Origin of the sequence: Geomonas sp. (genome assembly GCF_035254065.1) — a bacterium.
Taxonomy (GTDB): Bacteria; Desulfobacterota; Desulfuromonadia; order Geobacterales; family Geobacteraceae; genus Geomonas.
Genome location: NZ_DATFBA010000332.1, coordinates 1 through 24,835 on the forward strand (window position 1 = coordinate 1; position 24,835 = coordinate 24,835).

Genomic DNA, 24,835 nt, shown 5'->3' on the forward strand with positions numbered 1-24,835 from the left:
AGGTCCGCATCACGGCGCGCGACCAGGGGGATAGCTGGCGCTTCTCGGTGGAGGACAACGGCATCGGCATCGACAACCAGTACGCGGACAAGATCTTCGTGATCTTCCAGCGACTGCATACCCGGCAGGAATACCCGGGCACCGGTATCGGCCTCGCCATCTGCCGCCGGATCGTGGAGCGCCACGGCGGCAAGCTGTGGTTCGAGTCGGAGCCGGGCAAGGGTGCGGTGTTCCATTTCACCCTGCCCAAATAAGAGGAGAGAAGATGAGCGGCGGCACGCTGGTCAAGCCCATCACCATTTTGCTGGTCGAGGATAACATAGGCGACGCCGACCTGGCCCGCGAGGCGCTGGACGGGAGCAAGATCAACAACGACCTGCACGTGGTCGAGGACGGCGAGAAGGCGATCTCCTTCTTGCGCAGGGAGGGGGAGTACGCCAACGCGCCGCGACCGGACCTGATCCTGCTCGACCTGAACCTCCCCAGGAAGGACGGCCGCGAGGTGCTGGCCGAGATCAAGGCGGACCAGGCCCTCAAGCGGATACCGGTGGTGATCCTCACCACCTCGCGCGCCGAGGAGGACGTGCTGAGGAGCTACAACCTGCACGCCAACTGTTACATCACCAAGCCGATCGACCTGAACCAGTTCCTGCGGGTGGTGAGGTCGATCGAGGATTTCTGGCTGAGCATCGTGGTGCTCCCCCCCGGCGAGGTCTAGCGTGTCCCTTTCGCTGCGCATCCTGATCGTGGAAGACAACCCCGGAGACGCGGATCTTCTGCAGCTGCAGCTTCCCGAGGACGGTTCGGTGCGGGAGGTGGTCTGCGTCCCGCGGCTGGCGGCGGCGCTCGACCGGGTGGAGGCGGGTGACGTCGACCTGGTCTTCCTGGACCTGGCCCTCCCCGACAGCTTCGGGCTGGACACCCTGCGCAGGATGCGCCGGCAGGCGGAGAAGCTCCCGGTCATCGTGTTGACCGGCAACAGCGACGAGGAAACGGGGCTGCAGGCGATCAGGGAGGGGGCCCAGGACTTCCTGGTCAAGGGGGAGCTCACCACCCACCTCCTCGCCCGTTCCATCAAGTACGCGGTGGAGCGGAGCAGGTCCGAAAACGCCCTGAAGGAGCTGAACGATACCCTGGAACAGCGGGTGGCCGAACGGACCGAGGCGCTGTTGCGTGCCAATGAGGCCCTCAGGAGCGAGATCGGTGAGCGGCAGCGGGCGGAGGAGGAACAGCGGCGCGTCAAGGAGCAGTGGGAGCGGACCTTCGCCAGCGTGCCGGACCTGATCGCCATCCTCGACAACCATCACCGGGTGCTGCAGGTGAACGAGGCCATGGCCAGGCGCCTGGGGGTGGAGGCGCAGGAGTGCGTTGGCGTCCCCTGCCACCAGGTGGTGCACGGCACCTCGATCCCTCCCGAGTTCTGCCCCCACTCCCGGACCGTCTGCGACGGCCGCACCCACCAGGAACAGGTGCAGGTCGAGCGCTTCGGCGGCGACTTCCTGGTCACCACCACGCCGCTGCTCGACGAGCAGGGGCGCAGCGTCGGCTCGGTCCACATCGCCCACGACATAAGCGAGCACAAGCGGGCGGAGGCGGAGTTGCACGCCAGCGCGCAGCGGCTGGCCGCCCTGCTCGACGCCCAGCGCGAGATCGCCGCCGCCGGCCTGGAGTACCGTCCCCTGCTGCAGCTGATCCTTGACATCATGTCCCGGCTGACCGGGGCCGACGGCGCCAGCCTGGAGGTCGCCGATGGGGACGAGATGGTGTACGAGGCGGCCAGCGGCCTGGCCGAGGGGTTCGTGGGGCTGCGCATGCAGAGGGAAGGCAGCCTGTCCGGGCGCTGTCTCACCAGCGGCGAGCTCAAGCGCGCCGACGACAGCGAGAGCGACCTGCGGGTGGACCGCGAGGCGTGCCGGAAGATGGGGCTGCGCTCCCTGCTGGTGATCCCCCTGCGCTACGGCCATCATTCCTTCGGCGTGCTGAAGCTGATGTCGAGGCGGGTGGCCGGCTTCGACGAGTCTGCCGAGCGGACCCTGCGCCTGATGGGGGAGTTCCTGGGGGTGACGGTGGCGCGCCAGCGGGCGCAGGCGGCCCTGAAACAGGTGAACGAGGAACTGGAGCGCCGGGTCGCCGAGCGGACCGCCCAGCTCAGGGAGAGGGACCAGATGCTCCTTTTGCAAAGCCGCCAGGCGGCCATGGGGGAGATGATCGGCAACATCGCCCACCAGTGGCGCCAGCCGCTCAACGCCCTGGGTATGCTGATCCAGGAGATCCCCATGGTGTACGAGTTCGGGGAGCTGGACCAGCGCTACGTGGATCTGACCGCCCAGCGCTCGATGTCCATCATCCGGCACATGTCCAGGACCATCGACGACTTCCGCAACTTCTTCCGCCCCGACAAGGAGAAGGTGCGTTTCCACGTCCGGGAGGAGGTGAAGAAGACCCTCTCCCTGATCGAGGCCGGCTTCCAGGCCTGCGAGATCAAGGTCGAGGTGGTGGGCGACGGGGACCCGGTGGTGCACGGCTACCCCAACGAGTATTCCCAGGTGCTCCTGAACATCCTGCTGAACGCCCGCGACGCGCTGGTGGAGCGCCGGGTCTATCCGCCGACGGTGCAGATCGCCATCGGCGAGCGGGTGGTGAGCGTCTGCGACAACGCCGGCGGCATCCCCCAGGAGATCATCGACAAGGTCTTCGAGCCCTACTTCACCACCAAGGGGCCCCACGCCGGCACCGGGGTGGGACTCTTCATGTCCAAGAACATCATCGAGAAGAACATGGGGGGGCGCCTCACCGTGCGCAACACGGAGGAGGGGGCCTGCTTCCTGATCGAGGTGGGGGAGGTGCCATGAGAGTGGTGGCGCTGTCGGCCATGCTGATGTTGTTGACGCTGACGGTTTTCTTCACCGGCTGCGACCACCGGGAGCGCAGCGCCAGCGGGCCGACGGAAAAGGTCACCTTGGCGATCGCCGCCATTCCGGACTGCGCCTTGGCCCTGATCGCCCAGGCGCGCGGATATTTTCATGAGGAAGGGGTAGAGGTGGAAGTTCATCCCTACCGCTACGGCAAACCCGCCCTGCAGGAGGTGCTGGACGGGAAGGCGGACGTCGCCACCGCCGCCGAGACCCCCGTCATGTTCGCGGTGGTGAACGGCCGGAAGATTTCCATCCTCGCCTCGATCATGACCACCAGCCTGACCCAAGCGGTGGTTGCCAGAAAGGACCGCGGTATTGCCGACTTCGCGGATCTCAGGGGGAAAAGAATCGCCGCCACCCTCGGCACCACCACGGAATACTACCTCCACTCGCTCCTGGTCACCCACGGCCTGTCGCCCAAGGAGGTGAAGGTCGTCGACCTCAAGCCTGAGGCGGTCCCGGACGCTTTGGCACGGGGCGATATCGATGCCGCTGCCTCCTTTCTTCCCTACTCCGTCCTGGCTCAGAACCGCCTGGGTGCCAACGCCAAAATCCTGCGCGATCCCAACATCTACCGGGAGAGCTTCGTTGTCGCCTCCACCCCAGATTACGTGAGAGGTCACCCCGGTACGGTCAAAAAGCTGCTCAAGGCTCTTTTGAAAGCGGAAGATTTCGTGCGCGGCAACCCCGAGGAGGCGCGCAGAATAGTGGCGGAGACGACCGCGCTCCCCCCCGCCATCATCAGGCAGTATTGGGACGACAGCAACTTCACGGTCTCCCTCGACCAGACCTTGATGCTCTCGTTGGAGGACGAGTCCGCCTGGGCCATCAGGAACCAGCTGACCACGGCGACCGCCGTCCCCAATTACCTCGAGTCTATCTACCTGGACGGCCTCCAATCGCTCAAACCGGAAGCGGTACGGATCCTCAGATGAGGGTGTCATGCGGATAAAGCGCAGACTCGCCATCAACTCGGTCGGAATCGCGGCACTGGTAGCGGTCATCGCCGCCGTGCTCCTGGTGACCATCGCCCGCGTCAACCACGCGCTGGATGCCTCCACGGTCGCCGACGCCATCTTCATCTCCTCGTATGAGCGGCTGCTGCTGCGGACCGATTCCATGCGTACGGAGAGTGAGCGCACCAGACTGCAACTGCAAGCCAAGCACAGGGAAGTGGGTGACCTGCTCAAGGTCGCCCTCACCAAGTTCCCCGCCCCAGAAGACCAGCAGACCATCAAAGAGCTGATCCTAAAGCAGGACTCGATCGGCTACCTGTCCAAAACCATCCGCGAAAACCGTCTTAAACGCGGAGCAGACCGCCTCAGCGACCCGCTTTTCCAGGAGATGGAAGGGGTGCTGGTCGCCCAGCTGAACAGCCGGTTGTACGAAAGCGTCTTGTTGCAGGGGAGGCTGCAGCGATCCAGCAAGCGGGAGCTGGCCTCCTCCCTCCACCAAGCGGGGGAGGGAATCCTCCTCGCGCTGTTGCTGGCAAGTCCCCTGGTGCTGGTCAACTCGGTCCTGATCAAGCGCGCCTTCGCCTCCCGCATGGCAGTGATGCGCAGGGGGACCGCGGTGATCGGCGGCGGTGATCTCGAGTACCGGATCAATGCAGCCGGGGACGACGAGTTCAGCGAGCTGGCGCAGGCCTTCAACGATATGACCGTGAAACTGGGCACCTCCTACCGGGAGTTGCAACGGGAGATGGGCGAGCGCGAGCGGGCCGCGGAGGCGCTTCGCCAAAGCCACGAGCGGCTCGAGAAGGTCTTGGAGATCGAGACGGTGGGGGTGATGTTCTGGGATCTCACCACCGGCTGCATGACGGACGCCAACGACACCTTCCTCAAGACCATGGGCTACAGCCGCAGCGAGCTGGAGGCCCGCGAGCTGACCTGGCAAAGGCTCACCCCGCCGGAGTACTTCGAGGTGAGCCAGGAGGAGGTGACCAAGTTCATGTCCTCCGGGCGCATCGGTCCCTACGAGAAGGAGTACTTCCGCAAGGACGGCAGCAAGCAATGGTTCGTCTTCGCCGGCAGCTCGCTCGGCAACAACACCTGCGTGGAATTCTGCGTGGACATCTCCGAGCGCAAACGGGTTGAGGCCGAGCTGAAGGCAAAAGAGGAGCAGTTCCGCACCCTGGCCGACACCATCCCCAACCTCGCCTGGTGGGCCAACGGCGACGGCTACATCACCTGGTACAACCGGCGCTGGTACGAGTACACCGGCACCACCGCCGAGCAGATGGAGGGGTGGGGATGGCAGTCGGTGCACGATCCCGAGATGCTGCCCCTGGTGCTGGAACGGTGGCAGGAGTCGATCGCCAGCGGCAAGCCCTTCGACATGACCTTCCCGCTGCGGGGGGCGGACGGCGTGTTCCGTCCCTTCCTGACCAGGATCGTACCGGTAGTGGACCAGCAGGGGGAGATCGTCCGCTGGTTCGGCACCAATACCGACATCTCCGAGCAGAAACGGGGCGAGGAGGCGCTGGCCAGGATCCACGAACAGACGGAGAGCGACCGGCGACGGCTGGAGGCGATCCTGGAGACCACCCCGGTCGGGGTGGTACTCTTCGAAGCAGGCACCGGCAAGCTCTCCTTGACCAACCGCCGGGCCGCGGCGATCTACCTGGAGGAGTTCGACGGCCTCGACCTGGAGGCCCACCTGGCCAAGGTCAAGGTGCTACGGCCGGACGGCGCGCTGTTCCCCGTCGAGGAGCTGCCGGTCAGCCGGGCCTTGCGGGGAGAAGAGGTCCACAACGTGGAAATGACCATCGAGCGGGGAAACGGCGTCCGGGTCCCCATCATCGTCTGGGCGGCCCCCCTGCGGGATGCCGCCGGCAAGGTAACCACCGCGGTCGTGGTCATGGACGACATCACCGAGCGCAAGCAGGCGGAGGAGAGGGTCAAGGCATCGCTGCACGAGAAGGAAGTGCTCCTGAAGGAGATCCACCACCGGGTTAAGAACAACCTGCAGGTGATCTCCAGCCTGCTGAGCCTGCAGGCGGGGGGCTCGCGGGACCAGACGGTGCGCGAGGTGCTCAACGAGGTCTCCTTCCGGGTCCGCTCCATGGCGTTGGTGCACGAGAAGCTCTACCAGTCCACCGACCTCGCGCACATCGACTTCGCCGAGTACTTGAAGAGCCTGCTCGCCTTCATCTGGCGCGCCCACGGCAGCGGCACCGCCGGCATCCGTCTCAACCTCGATCTCGAGCCGGTCTACTTCCCGGTGGACACCGCGGTCCCCTGCGGGCTGATCGTCAACGAACTGGCCGGCAACGCGCTCAAGCACGCCTTCCGCGGACGCGCCGACGGGGAAGTCACCGTGTCACTCAGCAAAGTGGGGGCTGGCGGCGTCCGCCTCGGCGTCACCGACAACGGCAGCGGCCTCCCCGCCGGGCTTCAGTGGCGGGAGGCGAACTCGCTGGGGCTCAAGCTGGTGCAGATGCTGGCGGGGCAGCTGGACGCCGTCGTCGAGGTGGAAAGTGGACAGGGAACCAGCTTCCGGATTATCATGAACGCTCAAGCATCCACTGCGGGCACTGTTTAGCAGGCGGGATAGAGTCGTTCAACAACAGGGCAGCTTGCTTTTAAGGCCGCTGACAAGGAGCGGGTTGTGGACAAGATCACCGTTTTCATCGTGGAGGACGAGGCGATCATTGCCGCCGACCTGGCGGAGAAGCTGACGACCCTGGGATACCAGGTGGCCGGAGTCGCCGCGCGGGGAGAGGAGGCCGTCGAAAAGGTCTGCAAACTGCTCCCCGCCGTGGTGCTGATGGATATCCGTCTCAAGGGGGAGATGGACGGCATCGAGGCGGCCCAGGCGATCAGGAAGCGGGTCGACCTGCCGGTCATCTACCTGACCGCCCACTCCGACGCGGCCACCCTGGGGCGCGCCAAGGTCACCGGCCCTTTCGGCTACCTGCTGAAGCCGTTCGAGGAGCGCGAGGTCGCCACCGCCATCGAGCTCGCCCTCTATAAGCACCAGGCCGAGCGGCAGCTGCGCGAGCAGCGCGAGTGGCTGCGGGTGACACTTGCCAGCATCGGCGACGCGGTGATCACCTCCGATACCACCGGCCGTACCACCTACCTCAACCCGGTGGCCGAGGCGCTCACCGGCTGGAGCAACGAGGAGGCGCACTCCCGGCCGATCAGCGAGGTCTTCCCTCTTGTGAACGACCGGACCGGTGAGCGGACTGATGACCCGGTGGCCTACGTGCTGCGGGAGCAACGGACCAGGACCCTCGCCAACCACACCGCGCTGCTGACCCGGGACGGCCGCGAGATCCCCATCGAAGACAGTGCGGCACCGATCCTGGACGCCGCAGGAAGGGTGGCCGGGGTGGTGCTGGTCTTCCACGACGTCACCGAGAAGCGCCGGGCGCAGCAGGCCTTGCAGGCAGCCAACGAGGAGCTGGCCGCCGCCAACGAGGAGCTGCGCGACCAGAGCGAGGAACTCATTCGGGCCAGGGAGGAGGCGGAGGCCGCCAACCGCGCGAAGAGCCAGTTCCTGGCCAACATGAGCCACGAGCTGCGCACCCCGATGACCGGGGTGATCGGCATGCTCGACCTGGTGCTCATGGACGAGCTCCCCACCGAGCAGCGCGACTGCGTGGAATCGGCCCGTACCGCAGCCCACTCCATGGTGCGCATCCTCAACGACATCCTGGACATCACCAAGATCGAGGCCGGCAAGCTCTCGGTCGAGGAGAAGCCGTTCTCGCTGAGAAGGTGCGTCCGCGATACCTACGACATCCTGCACCCCGCCGCCCGCGGGAAGGGGCTCCTGCTGGAGGCCCGGGTGGCGGAGGAACTGCCGGACGCGCTTAACGGCGACCGCACCAGGATCAGCCAGGTGTTGACCAACCTGGCGGCCAACGCTGTCAAGTTCACGGAGAAGGGGAAAGTGACCATCGAGGTCACCATGGGCGCGCCGCGGGCCGACGGCCGCCTGCCGGTCACCTTCACGGTCAGCGACACCGGCATCGGCGTGCCGCAACAGAAAAGGGAGCTGCTCTTCCGTGAGTTCAGCCAGGTGGACGATTCGCACTCCCGCCGCTTCGGCGGTGCTGGCCTCGGGCTGGCCATCAGCAAGGAACTGGTGGAGCGGATGGGAGGGAAGATCGGCTTCGACAGCGAGGAGGGAAAGGGGAGCCGCTTTTCCTTCAGCATCCCGCTGCAGCCGGCGGCCGGGGTCCAACCCGGCGAAGCGGTGCAGCCGGCGCCACCGCGGCAGGCAACGGCCGGCCCCCTTTCCGGGAAACGGCTGCTGCTGGTGGAGGACGACGAGACCGTCAGGAGGACCCTCACCACCATGCTGGACCGCTTCGGCTACCGCATCGATTGCGCCGAGAACGGGCGCCAGGCGGTCGACCTCTGGCAGGACGGGCGCTACGACCTGGTCCTGATGGACGTCCAGATGCCGGTCATGAACGGCTTCGAGGTGACCGGCATCATCCGGGAGCGGGAGCTCGCCTCTGGCGGGCATGTCCCGATCATAGCCATGACCGCCCATGCCCTCAAGGATGACCGCGAGAACTGCCTGGCGGCAGGCATGGACGGCTACCTCTCCAAGCCGATCGACTTCCGCGAGACACTGGAGACCATCCGGCAGGCCCTGGAGGGCTCCGCTACCGCAGCTCCCTAGGGAGGAGCTTAACTGCCCGTCCCTCGCCCCTTTAGGTGAGAGGGACGGGGGTGAGGGCGCAGTTTCCGGCAGGGCGTGGCGCCCCTCGCCCGCCCTTCGGGCACCCTCTACCCGGAAGGGGCGACGGTCTCTGCTACGTGACCCGGCTCTTGAGGGGCGTGCCCTCTCCCCCCTCGCACCAGCGGCCTCTTTTCGCCGCCTCCCGCCCTTGTCGCCTTCTAGCCGTGATAGTACAATGAAGACTACTCGGCCCTCCTTCTTATTAAAGGAGGAGCTGTGGAGGAAAGGAGATGGCGCAGCCTTCGCAAGAGCTCGACTATCGCCGGCTGTTCGATTCGGTCCCCGACCCCTGCCTGGTGCTGGACCCTGCGCTGCATATCCTGGCGGTCAACGATGCCTACCTGCGGGCGACCGGGACGGTGCGCGAGCGGATGCTGGGAAGGTACGTCTTCGAGGTCTTCCCCGAGAACCCCGCCGATCCCGGGGCAGACGGCCTGCAGACCGCGAAGGGGTCGATGGAGCGGGCGCTCAGGGAGCGGGTCACCGACGTGCTGGGGGTCCAGAAGTACGACATACCGAGGACGGAGGCGAAGGGGGGTGGCTTCGAGGAACGCTACTGGACCATCATCAATACCCCGGTGCTGGACGCCGGCGGCGAGGTGCTCTTCATCATCCACCGCGTGCAGGACGTCACCGAATTCGTCCGCATGAGCGGGGGTGAACGGGAGGGTCGGGGAGCGCCGGTGGTGGCGGAGAGCGGCGATCCCGCACAGCAGGCCACCGGCATCGACCACCAGCTCGAACAGGCCAAGGCGCAGCTGGAATCGAAAAACGCGCGGCTTTTGGAGCTGAACCTCCGGCTGAAGGAGGAGGCGGACTCACGGGTGCGGGCGCAGGAGGCGCAGCGCGTGAGTGAGGAGCGGTTGCGCTTCGCCATGGAGGCCGCCGACATCGGCGCCTGGCACTGGGACATCCTGCACGACAAGGTCACCTGGACCGACCGCTGCAAGAACCTGTTCGGGTTCCCCGCCGATTTCCCCATGAGCTACCGCGCCTACCTGGAGCGCATCCACCCGGAGGACCGGGACGCGATCGACGCGGCGGTGCACCAGTCGCTCCGGCAGCAGCTCCCCTTGCTGGTGGAGATGCGGGTGCAGTTGCCGGGGGGCCGGATGCGCTGGGTGATGAGCAAGGGGCGCGGCATCTACAACGAGGAGGGGGAGCCGGTGCAGATGCACGGCGTCGCCCTCGACATCACCGAGCGCAAGCAGGCCGAGGAGGCGGTCCGCAGCTCCGAGCGGAGGTTCGCCAGGATCTTCCACGCGGCCCCCGCCCTGCTGGTGCTTTCCAGCCTGAGGGAGGGGCGTATCCTGGACGCCAACGAGGCCGCCCTGACCGCCCTCGGCTACGCACGTGGCGAGTTCGTGGGACGCCTGGTCCAGGAGATCGACCTCTGGGAGGACGAGGAGGACCGGCGCAAGATCGTGAACGCCCTCAGGCAACGGGGATCGGTGAGCAACCTGGAGATCACCCTGCGGGCGAAAAGCGGGGAACGGCATCCGGCCCTCTACTCGGGGGAGGTGCTCGAAATCGAGGGGACCGGCTGCATCCTCAGCCTGGTCAGGGACATCAGCGAGCGGAAGAAGGCGGAGCAGGCCCTGCAGCGGGCCAAGGATGAGTGGGAGCGGACCTTCAACACGGTCCCCGACCTGATCGCCATCGTCGACGTCAACAACCGCATCGTGCGGGTCAACCGCGCCATGTCCGAGAAGCTGGGCTGCGGTCCCGACGGCTGCACCGGGATTCCCTGTCATGCCGCCTTCGAAGCGGGCGACCGGGCCGCGCTTACCTGTCCGCACGCGGCGGCGATGGCGGAAGGGCGCGAGCAGGTGGCCGAGATCCAGGAGCCGTCCGGCCGGCACTACCTGGTCAGCTATACCCCGCTGCTCTCCCCCGATGGCACCCCGCTGGGGGTGGTGCACGTGGCACGCGACATCACTGAGCGAAAGCTCGCCGAACAGGAGATCGCCCAGCTGAACGCGGACCTGGCGGCGCGGGCCTCGGAGCTGGAGGCTGCCAACCGGGAACTGGAGGCCTTCAACTACACGGTGGCCCACGACTTGCGGCAGCCGCTCAACAGCATCAACGGTTACTGCCAGGCCATCGAGATGATCTGCGGCGAGCAACTGGGGGCCGAGTGCCAGGGGTATCTCCAGGAGATCTGCAAGGCTGTGGTCCGCATGAGCAGGCTGATCAACGCGCTGCTCGATCTGGCCCGCATGGGGCGGGTGGCCCTCTGCAGGAGCGCCGTCGATCTCAGCGTACTGGCGGAAGTTGCCATCGACGAGCTCAGAAAGGGAGAGCCGGAACGAGAGGTAGAGGTGGTGATCGGCGAGGGGTTGACCGCCGAGGCCGACCCGGAGCTTGTGCGGATCGTGCTTGATAACCTGCTCGGGAACGCCTGGAAGTACACCCGCGGCCAAGCGGGGCCGCTGATCGAGTTCGGCCTCCGTCAGGTCGGCGGGGAAGCCGCCTTCTTCGTCAGCGACAACGGGGCAGGCTTCGAGATGGCCGATGCCGGACGGCTCTTCTCCCCGTTCCAGCGCCTGCCGACGGCGGAACGGCAGAGCGGCTTCGGGATCGGGCTCGCCACCGTGGAGCGCATCGTCCGGCGCCACGGCGGCAGGGTGTGGGCGGAGGGGGAGCCGGGGAGGGGGGCGACCTTCTACTTCACGCTCCCCCCCGATTCTTCCCTTGATCAGCGTGCGTGATCCTGTATACTCCGGCAAACGGTGCGGGAGCCCGCGCGAGGGGGCATCAGTGGACTATCAGCTGACCAGCAAAGATCGAGTCGTCGCCCTGAGGATCGTGGCGATCTACGCCTTCGTGAGCGGGCTGTGGATCTACACCTCCGACGAGCTGCTGGGGCTGCTGATCCGTGACCCTGCCCTCATCGTCCGCTATTCCGTCTACAAGGGGCTCGCCTTCATCGTGGTCACCGTGGCGCTGCTCTACCACCTGATCGCCGACTACACCCGCCAGTGCCGCCGTGCCGAAGAGGCGCTGAACCAGCTGAACGCGGAGCTGGAGAGCCGGGTGACCGAGCGGACCAGGGAGCTGCAGTTCCAGAACCGGGAGCTCCAGGAGGCCTACCTCGGCCTGGAGAAGGAGACCGCCAAGCGGATGCGCACGGTGGAGGAGCTGCGCCTGAGGGAGCAGATGCTGGTGCAGCAAAGCCGGATGGCGGCCATGGGGGAGGTGCTGGTCAACATCGCCCACCATTGGCGCCAGCCGTTGAACGTGATCGGCCTCAAGGTCCAGGAGGTGGGGCTTTCCTGCGAGCTGGACGGTTTCAGTGAAGAGCTTTTGAAGAGCAGGGTCGCCGAGGTGATGGCCATGCTGCAGCAGCTTTCCCAGACCATCGACGAGTTCGGCCAGCTGAGCGCGCCCGATCTGGAGCGCAGGCGGTTCAGCGTGGGACACGCCTTCGACCAGATGCTGTCGCTGGTGCGGGACGGCTTCCGGGAAGCCGGGATCGCCATCGAGAAGGAGTGCGGGGAACAGGTGGAGATCAGGGGATTCCCCAACGATTTCACCCACGTGCTGATGGCCATCGTGATGAACGCCCGGGACGTCTTCGAGGAATCCCCGGTCTCCGACGCCAGGATAATGATGCGCTGCTGGAGCGAGCCCGGCAGGACGGTGGTGACCATCACCGACAACGCGGGGGGGATCAGCGAGGGGGTCATCGACCGGATCTTCGACCCCTATTTCACCACCAAGCAGGGGGGGAACGGTCGCGGGATCGGTCTGTTCATGGCCAAGACGGTAGTCGAAAAGAGGATGGGAGGCCGGCTCTCGGTACGCAACGTCCAGGGTGGCGCCGAATTCAGGATAGAGGTGTGAGGATGGGACTTTCCATGATGATCGTCGAGGACGACCGCGCCGCCATCGAGATATTGGCGTTCATGATACCGAGGAAGTATCCCCAGTTCACCGTCGAACTCGCCTTCGACGGCCAGATGGGGCTCGAGCTGTTCAAGGAGCGCCGCCCCGAGCTGGTGCTCACCGACATCAACATGCCCAAGATGGACGGCATCAGGATGTCGGAGGGGATCAAGGAGATCGCCCCCGACACCCGGATCATCGTGATGACCGCCTACAGCGACAAGATCCACCAGGACAAGTTCAGCGAGCTCGGGATCAGCGACTACCTGCTGAAGCCGATCGAGTTCGGCAAGCTGTTCGCCGCCATCGAGAAGGCGACCAGGGAGCTGCGCACCGAGCGGTGTTAAAACGTGATGAACTTCACTTTAATCTTTTCTTAGCCGTCCTGCCTGCTGTATACTCCAACCTGACCTCCTCCCCGCTGATCCAAAACAGCGCAGATCACACTCCACATCTCACCGATCTGCCGACCGGTCCCTCTCCCTGACGGCTATAACCTCCTCCCCCCGCCGGTCCTACATTAGAGACGATGTGATTTTTATTTAATGCGGGGCCTTTTCTTCTGGGCAACACCTTGTATACTTCCACTCTAACGGTACAAACGCGGCCGTCTTTTGGCGTAGCGGTCCCTGTCTTCGCAAGAGTGGTGAGAGCGGCCTCCGGGCTTGCGGCACCCAAGCGATGGGGCTAGAGCCAACAATGAGGTGGAACATGGCTTGTTATTTGGATCCGCAGGATACCGTTTTTTCGCTGCTGGCGGTGGAGGACGACCCCGTCGCCAGGGACCTGATGGGGAAGGCTATCTGCTATGCCTTTCCCAAGCTGAGGCTTTTGACGGCGGAAAACGGGGTGGCCGGCCTGGAACTGTACAAGGAGCACCGCCCGGATATCGTGCTGACCGACGTGCGGATGCCGGTGATGGACGGCATAGCCATGGCGGCCGAAATCAAGCGGCTCGACCCGGAAGCGGTCATCGCCGTGGTCTCGGCCTATTGCGACACCGCCCAGTATATCTCCAGCGCCGAGGCGATCGGCATCCACCACTACATCAGGAAGCCGGTGGACTTCGACGCCCTGTTCGCCACCATCAGGGATTGCCTGGGAGAAGTCATCACCGACCAGTGCTGTGCAGGGTGACCTGAGGCAGCCAACCTCCTGCAGGTCATCCCTCCGTAAAAGGGACCCAGAAAGTCCGCCCTTCTCTTGGCGTTGCGAGTCCGCGCCAATTGCCTACCTGCCACCAAAATCAATCATCGAAAGACTAGATATTCTTTGACGCCGGTGCCCGCACGGGACTTGCACAAGCCGCTTTGTTGACGCTCGAACTCCCTCTTCCGGAGAGGCTTTGCCTGTCAGGGAGGGCAGTGGGTGCAAACATTGGTTGGGGGGAAAGGCTGGGGACTGCGCCCAATTCAGGGGGAGGTCAGACGGGGCCGTTCTGGAGGCTCTGGATTGCCTCCCCCAAGGCGGAGAGAAGGGTCTTGAAGTCCACCGGCTTGGTTATGCAGTAGTTAAAGGAGATGTCCTTGTACTTGGCGAGCCATTCGGCGTCGCTATAGGCGGTCAAGGCCATCACCACCGCGTCCGGGGCGATCTCCCTGATCCGCTTGGTCATTTCGGCGCCGTCCATGACCGGCATGGTGATGTCGGTGAGGACGATCTGCGGTCGATGGAGGCAAAAAAGCTCCATCCCCTCTGCTCCATCGGTCGCCACGTGCAGGGTCAGCTGCGGAAACTTGAGGCGGATGAGCCTTTCCAGCAGTTCCCTGGCCTGGGGGTCGTCCTCGGCGTAAAGCAGGGAAATGTCCTGTTCGCTTTTCATGTGCACTCGGGTTGGATGGGATTGCTCTTCCCGCCGGGGAGAGTGTAACTGGACCATTATCCATTAAAAGGGGAAGCAAAACAAGACTTTTCCCATCCCCCGGCTGGGGAACCGACGGTTGCTTTGCAGAGCTCATCAGGTGTACGATGTTCTCATGAGCGACGAAAAGATCCATGCACGCATAGTTCATTACAGCGAGACCGAGGAACTGGCCAATCGCTTCACCCACGGCTTGGGCGCCCTGCTCAGCATCGTCGCCGTCATCGCCCTCATCCAGCTCGCCTCCGGCCAGGGAGACCACGACCGCCTGCTCTCCGCCTGCATCTACGGGGGGGCCGTCATCACCTTCTATTGCCTGTCGACCGCCTATCACTCCGTCAAGAAACCCTCAGCACGCTACGTCTTCCGCATCCTCGACCACATCGCCATCTACATCATGATCGCCGGCAGCTATACCCCCTTCGCCCTGGTCACCCTGCGCGGAGTGATCGGCAAGTTGCTGTTCGGGACCGTGTGGGGGCTGGGTGTGCTCGGTTCCATCATGAAGATCTTCGCCGTGCACCGGTTGCGCTTTTGGGGAACCTTTTCCTACGTCGCCCTCGGCTGGATCGTCCTGCTGGTGTTGAAACCGCTCTCGCTCGCGCTGGCCGCCTCGGGGCTGACCCTGCTCTTCGTAGGGGGGGCCGCCTACACCGTGGGGGTGGTCTTCTACCTCTGGGAGCGGCTCCCCTTCAACCACGCGATCTGGCATCTGTTCGTGCTGACCGGCAGCGCCTGCCACTTCTGGGCAATTTTCACCTACGTTACACCGATCCATATGTAGTCATCCAGCCCGTTATGACGCTCCTGTATCGCCCGTGAACCTCCTGCATCAGCCGTGACCCTCACGCATGGGTTGAAAAAACAGCACCGTTCGTGCTGAGCCTGTCGAAGCACGCCCCTGAGCTTGCCGAAGGGGGGGAGGCATCCTGGCTGGGCGAGCCGCAGAAGTTCACCCCTTCGACAGGCTCAGGGCGAACGGCTTAAAATCCTTCTGCCGGGAAACGGGAGTGAGGATCGATTGTGGAATAGGGCCGGTAATTCAGGTAGTGGTGTGATCGGGGAAGGTTTGGCGGGGAAGGATTCGACTGAAGGGGCGGAGGCTTTGGCAGCCTCCGCATCTCGTCTGCTGGTTGTTACTTCTTGTGGCAGCCGCCGCAGTTGGTCGGGCCTTTGCTCATTTCGGCATGGCACCCTTTGCAGGTCTTGTGTGCCCAGTCCTTGCCCAGATCGGCGATCTTGCCGCCAGTCTCGGTGGCATGGCACTTGGTGCAGCCCAGTTTCTGGTGAGTCTCGTGCGGGAAGGTCACGTTCCCGTTCTTCGCCGGCAGGGTGATGCTGGCCGGACCAGCGGCGAGGGCGAAACTTGCGCTGAAAAGGGTAAGGGCGACAGCTGCGATAGCTTTCTTCATGTGGGTTCTCCTTCAATGGTTTAATAAACAAACTGAACAACAGCATACCCTGTTCCGCCGCTATTGCAAGGCGGACGGCTTTTCCGGCTTGACAAAACGCTGCTAAAGGTTGAAAAGTGGCGAAAAAATCGGGAGAAAGGACCAGAAGGGGAGAGGTTCCCGCTGAGCGATGATCATCAGTACTGACGACCACGTCATCAACATACCGCTTGGAGAGTTCGCGCTGCCGGTACCGCGCATCGGCAGCATCGAGGCGCACTCCGGCTACGGGCGCTCGACCCTGGAGGGTCAGGAGATCCACCAGCGCGTGCAGAGGAAGCGAGGCAAGGCCGATCCCCTCTACCAGGCGGAGGTGCCGATCAGCACCGTCTTCAGCAAGGGGGGCTTCCGCTTCCGGATCAGCGGGAGGCTGGACGGCATCTTCCGCCACGAGCTGCCGGTGATCGAGGAGATCAAGAGCGCCTTCAACCTGCACGATCTCAGGCGGCGGCTGGCCGCGGACCCGTTCCAGCACCCCTACTCCCTGCAACTTCTGAGCTACGGCTACTTCCACTGGCTGGAGCATGGCGTGGTTCCCCGGCTCACCTTCCACCTGGTCTCCTCCCGTAACGGCCGCTCTCATGACCTGGAGCTGATTCTCGATCGTGAGCGCTATGCGGAGTGGCTCGAGCTGCGCCTCGACGAGCTGGTCCTGGAGGCGGCCGAGGCGAAAAAGCGGGCCCAGAGGCGGCGCAAGATGGCGGGCCAGTTCGAGTTTCCCTTCCAGACCCCGCGTCCGGGCCAGGTGGAACTGATGCGGGAGGTCGAGCAGGGGATGGCGATGGGGTGCCCCCAGCTGATACAGGCGCCGACCGGGCTGGGGAAGACGGTGGGTGTGCTGCATCCGGTGTTGAGAGAGGCGCTTTCCCGCGGCCAGCAGGTGGTCTACGTCACCCCCAAGAACAGCCAGCATGCGGTGGCGGAAGACGCCGCCGAGCGCTTCCGCCAGAGCGGCGCCCCGCTCAGGTCCCTCACCGTGACGGCGAAGGGGAAGATCTGCCTGAAAGAGGAAGCGCTCTGCACCCCGGAATACTGCGAGTATGCCCGCGACTACTATGGGAAGCTCGCCAGGCACGGGGTGATCGCCCTGCTCTCCAAGAAACGCAAGCTCAAGGCGAGGCACTTCCGGGAGCTGGGGGAGCAGTTCGAGGTCTGCCCGTTCGAGCTGCAGATCGACTCCGCCAAGCTCGCCGAGCTGGTGGTGTGCGATTACAACTACGTGTTCGCTCCCCGCTCCGCCTTGGGGAGGGCGGGCGCACTGGCGGTGGAGGAGGTGGGCAAGCCGAACCTGGTGATCGACGAGGCCCACAACCTCCCGGCCCGGGCCATGGAATACTACTCCCCGATGCTGAGTGCCGCTGCGCTGGAAGGGATGCGGGAGGAACTGCGCGGGGTGCCGGCTCCCTTTGCGCGCGAGGCGGAGGAGCTCTTGGACGACTCGCTAAAGGTGGTGGCGGCCTGCCAAAGCGGGAAGAGCCCCCGTCCCACCCGCATCGAGCTGCCGCTCGACCCCTTCCTGGAGCAGGACGGCAGGCTGCGCGCCTTTCTCTCCCGCTACCTGGAATCGGAGGTGGAGATCGGGCAGCAGGACCCGGTCCTGAGATTTGCCTACTACTGGTCGGAGTTCACCGACGTACTGGCGCTGGCGGCTGCCTCGCGCAAACAGGAATTCTTCACCACCTTCCACCCGCAGCAGGCGGGGAGGCGGAGATCCTCTCCCCCTCCCTCCAGGCTGGGAAACGAGGGGCCCGGCGGGAGCGTGAAGATCACCTGCTGCGACGCCTCGGCCATGCTGGCAGGCTCCTATGCCGACTACCAGCAGGTGGTCGGCTTTTCCGCCACCCTCAAGCCGTTCGACTACTACGCGAGGCTCTCCGGGCTGGATCCAGCCGCCGTGCAAACAGCCGAATTCCCCTCACCCTTCCCCCGGCAGAGGCGCAAGCTGCTGATCATCCCCCAGATCTCCACCCGCTACTCGCACCGGGAGCGCAACTACGGCAAAATCGCCGAGGCGCTGCGCAGGATCGTCGCCCTTCGCCGCGGCAACTACCTCGCCTTCTTCCCGAGCTTCGATTTCATGGAGCGGGTAGCGGAGCTGTTCGAGGCGCCGGAAGGTTACCGGGTGCTCGGGCAGGAGAAGAACATGCGGCAGTCGCGCGGGGAGGAGATCCTGGAGCGGTTGCGGGGGGCGGAGGAGCCGACCGTGCTGTTCGCCGTGCAGGGGGGCTCGTTCTCGGAGGGGATCGACTACGCGGGGGAGATGGCGATCGGCGCCTTCGTGGTGGGTCCGCCGCTGCCGACCTTCGACCTGGAGCGGGAGGAGATGAGAGGCTACTACCAGCGGCACTACGGCGCCGGCTTCGAGTACGCCTACGTCATCCCCGCCATGGCCAAGGCGATCCAGGCCGCCGGACGGGTGATCCGCTCGGAGAGCGACCGAGGGGTGGTGGTGCTGATGGACAGCCGCTTCCTGGAGCCGGGCTACAGCGGCTCGATGCCGGCCGACTGGTTCGAGGAGGAGGCGAAGGAACTGGTCTCCGAGGCGATCCTGAAGGATGTGGCGGAGTTTTGGCAGGCATCCGACCTGTCCCCTCTCCCGGAGGGGGAGGGCTAGGGAGGGGGAACGCTGCCAAAGTTGCGGACGGGGCCGCGTGTGACTATCGACACGGGTCGCCGTCCTCGTTTTCGACGGGACTTCATCCTGGATGCGGTACGGTGCTCCCCCCTCCCAGCCTCCCCCCTTCGGGAGGAGGAGCTTTCGGACGAAGCGGCGATCGGAAGGGCGGGAAAAGGCTTACACCTCGATGCGGAACTCGGCCCCCTCGCCGACGTTGCGCACGCTGATGCGCCCCCCCATGTTCTTCTCGACGATGGTCTTGCACATGAAGAGTCCGATGCCGGTCCCCTGTTCCGGCCCCTTGGTGGTGAAGTAGGGGTCGAAGATCCGGTCGATGATCTCCTCCGGGATCCCCCCGCCGTTGTCGGCGACGGTCACCACCGTCCGGTCGCCTTCCGAGAAGAGCCTCACCAGGATCTGCGGTGCCGCCGGCTTGCGGGCGGTCAGCGCCTCCCGCGCGTTGATCAGGATGTTGAGGAGCACCTGGATGAATTCGTTGGGATAGCCATCGACGGTGGGGTCGCCGACCGCCTCCAGGGTGGGAGCGATGCCCTGCATCCGGAAGCTCCCTTCCAGGATGGTCAGCGTATTTTCCAGGCACTCCCGCACCCGGAACTCCACCTTCTCCCGGTCCGGCTTGAAGAAGTGCCTGAAAGAGTCGATGGTCCTGGACATCTGGCGGATGATTGCCAGGCTCCTCTTGACGAAGGAATCCACCTCTTCGGCGTTTAGCCCCTGCTTGTGCTGGGTGAGCTGCAGCTCCTGCAACACCAGTCCCAGCACGTTGAGCGGCTGGCGCCACTGGTGGGCGATGTTGCTGATCATCTCTCCCATCACCGCGTGTCTCCCCTGCAGGATGAGAAGCTTGTCCTTCTGGCGCAGCTCGTCCACCGCTTCCTGCACCCGCCTCTCCAGCTCTTCACTCAGTTGCCGGTATCTCTGCTCGCTTGCCCGGTGCTCGATCAGCCAGGAGACCACCCCCGCCAGGTTGCCCAAGGCGAGCACGGTGCCGCGCTGGCCGTCCACTTTCCGGTAAAAGGTGGCATTCTCGCAGTTACCCACCACCAAAAGCGCCTGGGGGAGCGCCGGGCTCCCCAGGGGATAGATGAGGTAATCCTTCATCAAAAAACTGCTCCCCAGTTCCGCCAGCCGCCGGTCGGAGCCGTCGGCCTGAAAGAGGATCATCTCCTGGGATTCGGCGCGGCAGCTCGTTTTATGGTGGCGGTCGGTCTTGCAGACCAGGTAATCGCAACCGGCGAAGAGTGACGAGAGGCAGGGGGAACTGAGCGGGAGGGTGATTGAGGTCACCGCAGCCTTTTCGGCAGGGTCGTAGTATCCCTCCAGGGCAAAGACCTGGTAGCTCTGGCTCTCTTCGTCCCTGGCGAAGCAGATGGCCCGCTCGAAGCCGACGTGGTCGATCACGTAGGAAACCGTCTCGGCCAGGATGCTCTGGAGGTCGTGAAGCCGGTTCAACCTGCGGTTGAAGTCGTAGAGCTGCTCGTATTCCTTGAGCTGGGCGTCGAGCTCTTCCTGGTATTCGTAGAGCTTTCCTTCCGCCCTGATCAGCCGCTTGACCTGCTGGGCGAGTGCTTCCTTCTCCTGCTGCAGCGACTCCACCATCTGCTCCAGGGAGAGAGTGGACGCTTTTTTCATGCGGCACCCCTTCCTTTCGTCAGTAGACGGCGGCCACCACCGCCGTGAAGTTGTGGATGCAGTTGTAGCTGGAGATGGGGCCGATTTCGCCGTAGGTGTAGAAGCCGATCCAGGGGAACCCTTCCCCCAGGTCCCGCTGCAGCATGTTCAAGAGCTCGAGCTTCTCCTGTTCGCGGAAGACCACCTTCCCCCGCCCCATGCACTCGAACTGCATCACGAACTTGGGCTTGCCGTCGCCGGCTTTTTCCCGGATCTGCCGCGAGATCAGCTTGAGGCCGTCCCTGATCAGTTCCTTGTCGCGTCGCAGGATCCAGAGTTCGCTCCCTTGCTTGACGTCGGACTGGATGGTGACGGACCCTTCCTGGTCGTTTTTGTCCATTATGTAGCGAACCACGAATTCGCCGTATGCCTGCCGCATGTGTTCGGGGGTCTTGAAGCCGAGGCAGAGGTTGAGGGTCATCTTGTTCCACTGGCTCTCGGAGCCCTCCTCCACGTAATCCTTCAGGGCGTCCAGGGCCGGCAAGCCGTCTATCTCGTAGATGATGTTCCCGCGGCAGCGGGTGATGGTCCGCTTGGTGCCGACCGGGACGCAGCCGTGGTTGACGCCGGAGGTGATGCTTCCCCGGCCCGACATCAACACGCAGGACATCCCCTGGCTGAACACCTCGTCGTCGTGGTACTGGTAGGTCTTCCTGGTGGCCCAGTTGTCGGCTGCCAGTCCGCCGAAGAAGGGGAGCGGCCGGTCGTACTGGAGAGTCTTCTGGAAGGTCTCGTGGAAGGGGTCGAAGTCGAAGACCAGACCGTCCACGAAGAGGAAGCAGGCGATGGAGTCGGGAGCGAGCAGGCGCTGGAGTCCCACTGCCAGCCTCTCCCCCGCCATACTGACGCCGGAGGAGCCGGAGGTGATCTCCTTCACGCAGAGGTTTTGGAACCTCAACTCGTCGGAGGCGATCGCCATCACGCTGACACCGAAGTTGGTCTCGGCTGCCACTCCCCGGGCGATGATCCCCTCACCCGAACAGCCACTGAGCGGCGCGCCGGAGGTAGCCTCCCGAATACTTCTGACCAGCAGTTGCTGATTGTAGCCGACGGTGGCGAAGACGAAGACGAAGTCGGGGCGTGTCATGCCTCCCTGTTCCAGTGCCTGGCGGGCGGCCTCCTTCCCCGCGTCGATCGGGTTTTTCTGGAAGCTGTGACCAACTCCTACCGAGGTTGCCATCTACTGCTCCTTCCCCTGCCTCAGACAGTACATAGAAAGGCAGGCGCAACAATCCGGATCACCGGATGAGAAGGCGAAGCCTGATTGACTCATTATACACCTAATGGCACAAAAGAGCCCAGCTCCCTCGGCTCCCCGGCGGCAAAGCGGTGAGGCAAGGGGGCGCCTCTCCCGGAGGGGAAGGGGGGCCCTCGGCATGCGGACCTCTTCGATGGTCGGTTGAAAAGAAAAAAACCCGGGATCTCCACGATCCCGGGCTTTTTTAGTCGAGGCGCCAGCCTGGCGTCAGTGCGGCCTTCAGCCGCCGCCGGGGGCGGGGGCGCAGGAGCCGGATGACGAGCCGGCCGACGAGGAGAAGGTCGACAGTTCTTTTTTGACATCGGCAGAGCCGCAGGCCGGGCACTCGACCTTGCCCGCCTCCGCTGACTTCTGCAGCTTCTCGAACCGGAAACTGCAGGCGTTACAGGAGTACTCGAACATCGGCATCTTTACACCCCCACTATTTATTCAAATTCTTGAATATGGTACCTGCTCCATCCGGTTCTGTCAATGTTCCAGGCGTCACCCCATCCTCGCCCTGTCCTCCCCCTCCTTCGCGAGTACCCTCGCCTGCCTGCGGGAGAGGGTGCCCGACTTTTCACTCACTCATTCCTTTAGATCCTTGTCGATGCCGGCGCGGCCGTCGTCGCAGGGCTCCTCCGGCTCGGTCGGGCGGCTGTAGCGGGGATCGCTGGTGGCGCTCACGCAGACGGGGGCGGGCTCTTCCACTGCACCCCCTGCTGCCGGCACGTGGTCGTGTCGGCGCCCCCCCTTGGGCGGCACGTCTCCCTGGCTGGGCTGCCAGTCGGCCATGTCCTTCAGGATCCGGAAGCGCTCCGTCACCTCCTGCTCGAGCTGCTGCCGGAGCTCCCGCGAGGCCTCCGCATTCTGCTTCTCCAGGGCAGCGAAGCGGACCTCGCCGGAGAGGAAGCTCTGCAACGAGCCGTCCGGCTGCTTGGATTCCAGGATGAACGGGTTCTTCCCTTCCCCCTTCAAAAGCGGGTTGTACCGGTACAGCGGCCAGTAGCCGGATTTAACCGCCAGCTGGCTCTCCTCGATCGATTTTCCCATCCCCTTCCTGAGCCCCTGGTTGATGCAGGTGGAGTAGGCGATGATCAGCGAGGGGCCGGGATAGGCCTCCGCTTCCACGATGGCTTTGAGGGTCTGGTTCTTGTCGGCGCCGATGGCGATCGAGGCGACGTAGACGTAGCCGTAGGTCATCGCCATGCGCCCGATGTCCTTCTTCAGGGTCCTCTTGCCGGCGGCGGCGAACCTGGCGATGGCCCCCAGCTGGGTGGCCTTGGAGCACTGCCCGCCGGTGTTGGAGTAGAGCTCGGTGTCCATCACCAAGAGGTTCACGTCTTCGCCCATGGCGAGCACGTGGTCGAGGCCGCCGAAACCGATGTCGTAGGCCCAGCCGTCGCCGCCGTAGATCCAGATCGACTTCTTGGTGAAGAGGTCGCGGGCGGCGGCGATCTCCTTCACGAGCGGCTGGTCGCCGGCCTGGGGCAGCAGCTCCTTGAGGCGGTCGCCGTGGCGCCGGGAGAGCTCGGGATCGTGCATCCCCTCCAGCCAGCCGGCCAGCGCCTCCCTGAGCTCGCCGGCTACTTCGCCGGAGAGCGCCTCGCGCACCTGGTCGGCGAGCTGGCGGCGGCGCTGGGAGACGGCCAGGTGGAAGCCGTAACCGAACTCGGCGGCGTCCTCGAAGAGCGAGTTGTTCCAGGCGGGGCCGTGCCCTTGGTCGTTGGTGCAGTAGGGGCTGACCGGGGCGGAGGCGCCCCAGATCGAGGTGCAGCCGGTTGCGTTGGCGATCATCATCCGCTCGCCGAACAGCTGGGTCACCAGCCGGGCGTAGGGGGTCTCGCCGCACCCGGAGCAGGCGCCGGAGAACTCCAGAAGCGGCTGCTGGAACTGGCTGCCGATCACCGTGGTCCGCTTCATCAGGTGCCCCTTGGGCGAGAGGACCTCGGCGAACTTTCGGTTCTCCTCCTGCAGCGCGGCCTGGCTGTCGATCGGCTTCATGACCAGCGCCGACTGCTTGGCGGGACAGATGTCGGCGCAGTTGCCGCACCCCATGCAGTCCAGCGGGTAGACCTGGATCCGGAAGTGGTGCCCCTTTATCTCCTTGGCCACCGCCGGGATGGTCTCGTAACCCGGGGGGGCGGCGGCCATCTCCTGGTCGGTGGCGAGGAAGGGACGGATGGTGGCATGGGGGCAGATGAAGGAGCACTGGTTGCACTGGATGCAGTTCTCCTTGATCCACTCGGGGACGTTGATGGCCACCCCGCGCTTCTCGAAACGGGCGGTGGCGACCGGGAAGGTGCCGTCGGGGGTGAAGGCGGAGACCGGTACCTCGTCCCCCTTCTGCCTCAGGATCGGGAAGATGGTCTCCCGCAGGTAGTCCGGCATCTGTTGGCTCAACCGGAAATTGAGCCCGCGGTCATCAGAGGCGTCCCGCCAGGACTGCGGATACTGGATCTCGCCGAGGCTCTGCACCGCCAGATCGACCGCGCCCAGATTCATCTCCACCACCTTCTCCCCCTTGCGGCCGTACTCGTGGCGGATGGAGTCCTTCAAGAGCTCCACCGCGTGCTCGAAGGGGAGCACACCGGAGAGCTTGAAGAAGGCGGTCTGCATGATCATGTTGATGCGGCCACCGAGCCCTGCCGCGGTGGCTATGCTGATGGCGTCGATGTTGTAGAAGCGGACACCCTTGGCTGCGATGGTGCGGCGCATGGCGGCGGGGAGGTGCTGTTCCAGCTCCTCGACGCTCTTCCAGGGTGAGTTCAACAGGAATGTTCCCCCCTCCTTGATCCCTTCCAGGACGTCGTAGACCTGCACATAGGGGGCCTGCTGGCAGGAGATGAAGTCGGCGGCGTCGACCAGGTAGGTGGACTGGATCGGGCTCTTGCCGAAGCGGAGGTGGGAGACGGTGATCCCCCCCGATTTCTTGGAATCGTAGGCGAAGTAGGCCTGTACGTAGAGGTCGGTGTTGTCGCCGATGATCTTGATGGCGGCCTTGTTCGCCCCCACCGTGCCGTCGGCCCCCATCCCCCAGAACCGGCACTGGATGGTCCCCTCCGGAGTGGTGGAAAGGGTGCCGGCCACCGGCAGGGAGGAGCCTGTCACGTCGTCGACGATGCCGACCGTGAACTGGCGCTTGCCGTTGGCGTCGTTCATGTTGTCGAAGATGCTCTTCACGTGGATGGGCCTGAACTCCTTGGAGCCCAGGCCGTAGCGACCGGCGAACAGCTGCGGGATGGAGCCTTCACGCTCGAGGTAGGCGGTGCAGACATCCAGGTAGAGCGGCTCGCCCGGCGCCCCGGGCTCCTTGGTGCGGTCCAGCACGGTGACCTTGCGTGCGGAGGCGGGGATGGCGGCCAGCAGCGCCCCAGCGTCGAAGGGGCGGTAGAGCCTGACCTTGACCAGGCCGACCTTTTCGCCGGCGGCGTTCAGGTGGGTGACCACCTCCTCGACCGTCTCGCAGGAGGA

Annotated in this window: 18 protein-coding genes; 12 read left to right on the forward strand and 6 right to left on the reverse strand. The window is 64.7% G+C overall.

Going from position 1 to position 24,835, the window contains the following annotated elements; translation table 11 throughout:
* The 10 genes from VJ604_RS15405 to VJ604_RS15450 form a co-directional block, all read left to right on the forward strand.
* On the forward strand, positions 1-254 hold a 254-nt coding region (locus VJ604_RS15405; RefSeq protein WP_324084024.1), incomplete at its 5' end, for a sensor histidine kinase.
* A gap of 11 nt (positions 255-265) precedes the next feature.
* Positions 266-718: a response regulator gene (locus tag VJ604_RS15410; RefSeq protein WP_324084026.1), complete on the forward strand. Its 453-nt coding sequence runs from the start codon at positions 266-268 to the stop codon at positions 716-718.
* 1 nt (position 719) lies between these two features.
* The gene (locus VJ604_RS15415; RefSeq protein WP_324084028.1) at positions 720-2,852 is read left to right on the forward strand and encodes a response regulator; all 2,133 of its coding nucleotides are present in this window, start codon (positions 720-722) and stop codon (positions 2,850-2,852) included.
* Positions 2,849-3,850, forward strand: coding sequence for an ABC transporter substrate-binding protein (locus VJ604_RS15420; protein WP_324084030.1), 1,002 nt, complete (start codon positions 2,849-2,851; stop codon positions 3,848-3,850). Before VJ604_RS15415 ends, VJ604_RS15420 begins: the two co-directional genes overlap by 4 nt.
* A 7-nt stretch (positions 3,851-3,857) precedes the next feature.
* Positions 3,858-6,458: a PAS domain S-box protein gene (locus VJ604_RS15425; protein WP_324084032.1), complete on the forward strand. Its 2,601-nt coding sequence runs from the start codon at positions 3,858-3,860 to the stop codon at positions 6,456-6,458.
* A gap of 66 nt (positions 6,459-6,524) precedes the next feature.
* Positions 6,525-8,555 (forward strand): response regulator, encoded by a 2,031-nt coding sequence (locus VJ604_RS15430; protein WP_324084034.1) that lies wholly within the window; start codon positions 6,525-6,527, stop codon positions 8,553-8,555.
* Between the two features lie 290 nt (positions 8,556-8,845).
* The gene (locus VJ604_RS15435) at positions 8,846-11,326 is read left to right on the forward strand and encodes a PAS domain-containing sensor histidine kinase (RefSeq protein WP_324084036.1); all 2,481 of its coding nucleotides are present in this window, start codon (positions 8,846-8,848) and stop codon (positions 11,324-11,326) included.
* 49 nt (positions 11,327-11,375) lie between these two features.
* A complete protein-coding gene (locus tag VJ604_RS15440) occupies positions 11,376-12,461 on the forward strand; it encodes a sensor histidine kinase (protein WP_324084038.1) in 1,086 nt (361 codons plus the stop codon).
* Between the two features lie 2 nt (positions 12,462-12,463).
* Positions 12,464-12,850: a response regulator gene (locus VJ604_RS15445; protein ID WP_324084040.1), complete on the forward strand. Its 387-nt coding sequence runs from the start codon at positions 12,464-12,466 to the stop codon at positions 12,848-12,850.
* Positions 12,851-13,214: 364 nt separating this feature from the next.
* Positions 13,215-13,640 carry a response regulator transcription factor gene (locus VJ604_RS15450; protein WP_324084042.1) on the forward strand — a complete coding sequence of 142 codons (426 nt, stop codon included), beginning with the start codon at positions 13,215-13,217 and terminating at the stop codon, positions 13,638-13,640.
* A 286-nt stretch (positions 13,641-13,926) separates the two neighbouring features.
* Here VJ604_RS15450 and VJ604_RS15455 read toward each other — a convergent pair whose 3' ends face one another.
* Complete coding sequence (locus VJ604_RS15455) at positions 13,927-14,325, reverse strand: response regulator (protein ID WP_324084043.1); 399 nt, start codon at positions 14,323-14,325, stop codon at positions 13,927-13,929.
* Positions 14,326-14,479: 154 nt separating this feature from the next.
* On the opposite strand from VJ604_RS15455, the gene trhA reads away from it, so the two are divergent.
* Entirely contained in the window at positions 14,480-15,148 is a 669-nt protein-coding gene (trhA, locus tag VJ604_RS15460; RefSeq protein ID WP_324084046.1) for a PAQR family membrane homeostasis protein TrhA, read from the forward strand.
* A gap of 352 nt (positions 15,149-15,500) precedes the next feature.
* Here trhA and VJ604_RS15465 read toward each other — a convergent pair whose 3' ends face one another.
* Positions 15,501-15,776: a cytochrome c7 gene (locus tag VJ604_RS15465; protein ID WP_324084048.1), complete on the reverse strand. Its 276-nt coding sequence runs from the start codon at positions 15,774-15,776 to the stop codon at positions 15,501-15,503.
* Between the two features lie 169 nt (positions 15,777-15,945).
* Between VJ604_RS15465 and VJ604_RS15470 the strand changes: the two genes are divergently transcribed.
* Complete coding sequence (locus VJ604_RS15470) at positions 15,946-18,429, forward strand: ATP-dependent DNA helicase (protein ID WP_324084051.1); 2,484 nt, start codon at positions 15,946-15,948, stop codon at positions 18,427-18,429.
* A 180-nt stretch (positions 18,430-18,609) separates the two neighbouring features.
* Here VJ604_RS15470 and VJ604_RS15475 read toward each other — a convergent pair whose 3' ends face one another.
* From VJ604_RS15475 to nifJ, 4 genes are all read right to left on the reverse strand, one after another.
* Positions 18,610-20,085, reverse strand: a complete 1,476-nt coding sequence (locus VJ604_RS15475; protein ID WP_324084053.1) for a sensor histidine kinase — start codon at positions 20,083-20,085, stop codon at positions 18,610-18,612.
* 19 nt (positions 20,086-20,104) lie between these two features.
* On the reverse strand, positions 20,105-21,304 hold the full coding sequence (locus VJ604_RS15480; protein WP_324084055.1) for an FIST signal transduction protein: 1,200 nt from the start codon (positions 21,302-21,304) through the stop codon (positions 20,105-20,107).
* A 297-nt stretch (positions 21,305-21,601) separates the two neighbouring features.
* A complete protein-coding gene (locus tag VJ604_RS15485) occupies positions 21,602-21,790 on the reverse strand; it encodes an FmdB family zinc ribbon protein (protein ID WP_324084057.1) in 189 nt (62 codons plus the stop codon).
* Between the two features lie 159 nt (positions 21,791-21,949).
* On the reverse strand, positions 21,950-24,835 hold a 2,886-nt coding region (gene nifJ / locus VJ604_RS15490; RefSeq protein ID WP_324084059.1), incomplete at its 5' end, for a pyruvate:ferredoxin (flavodoxin) oxidoreductase.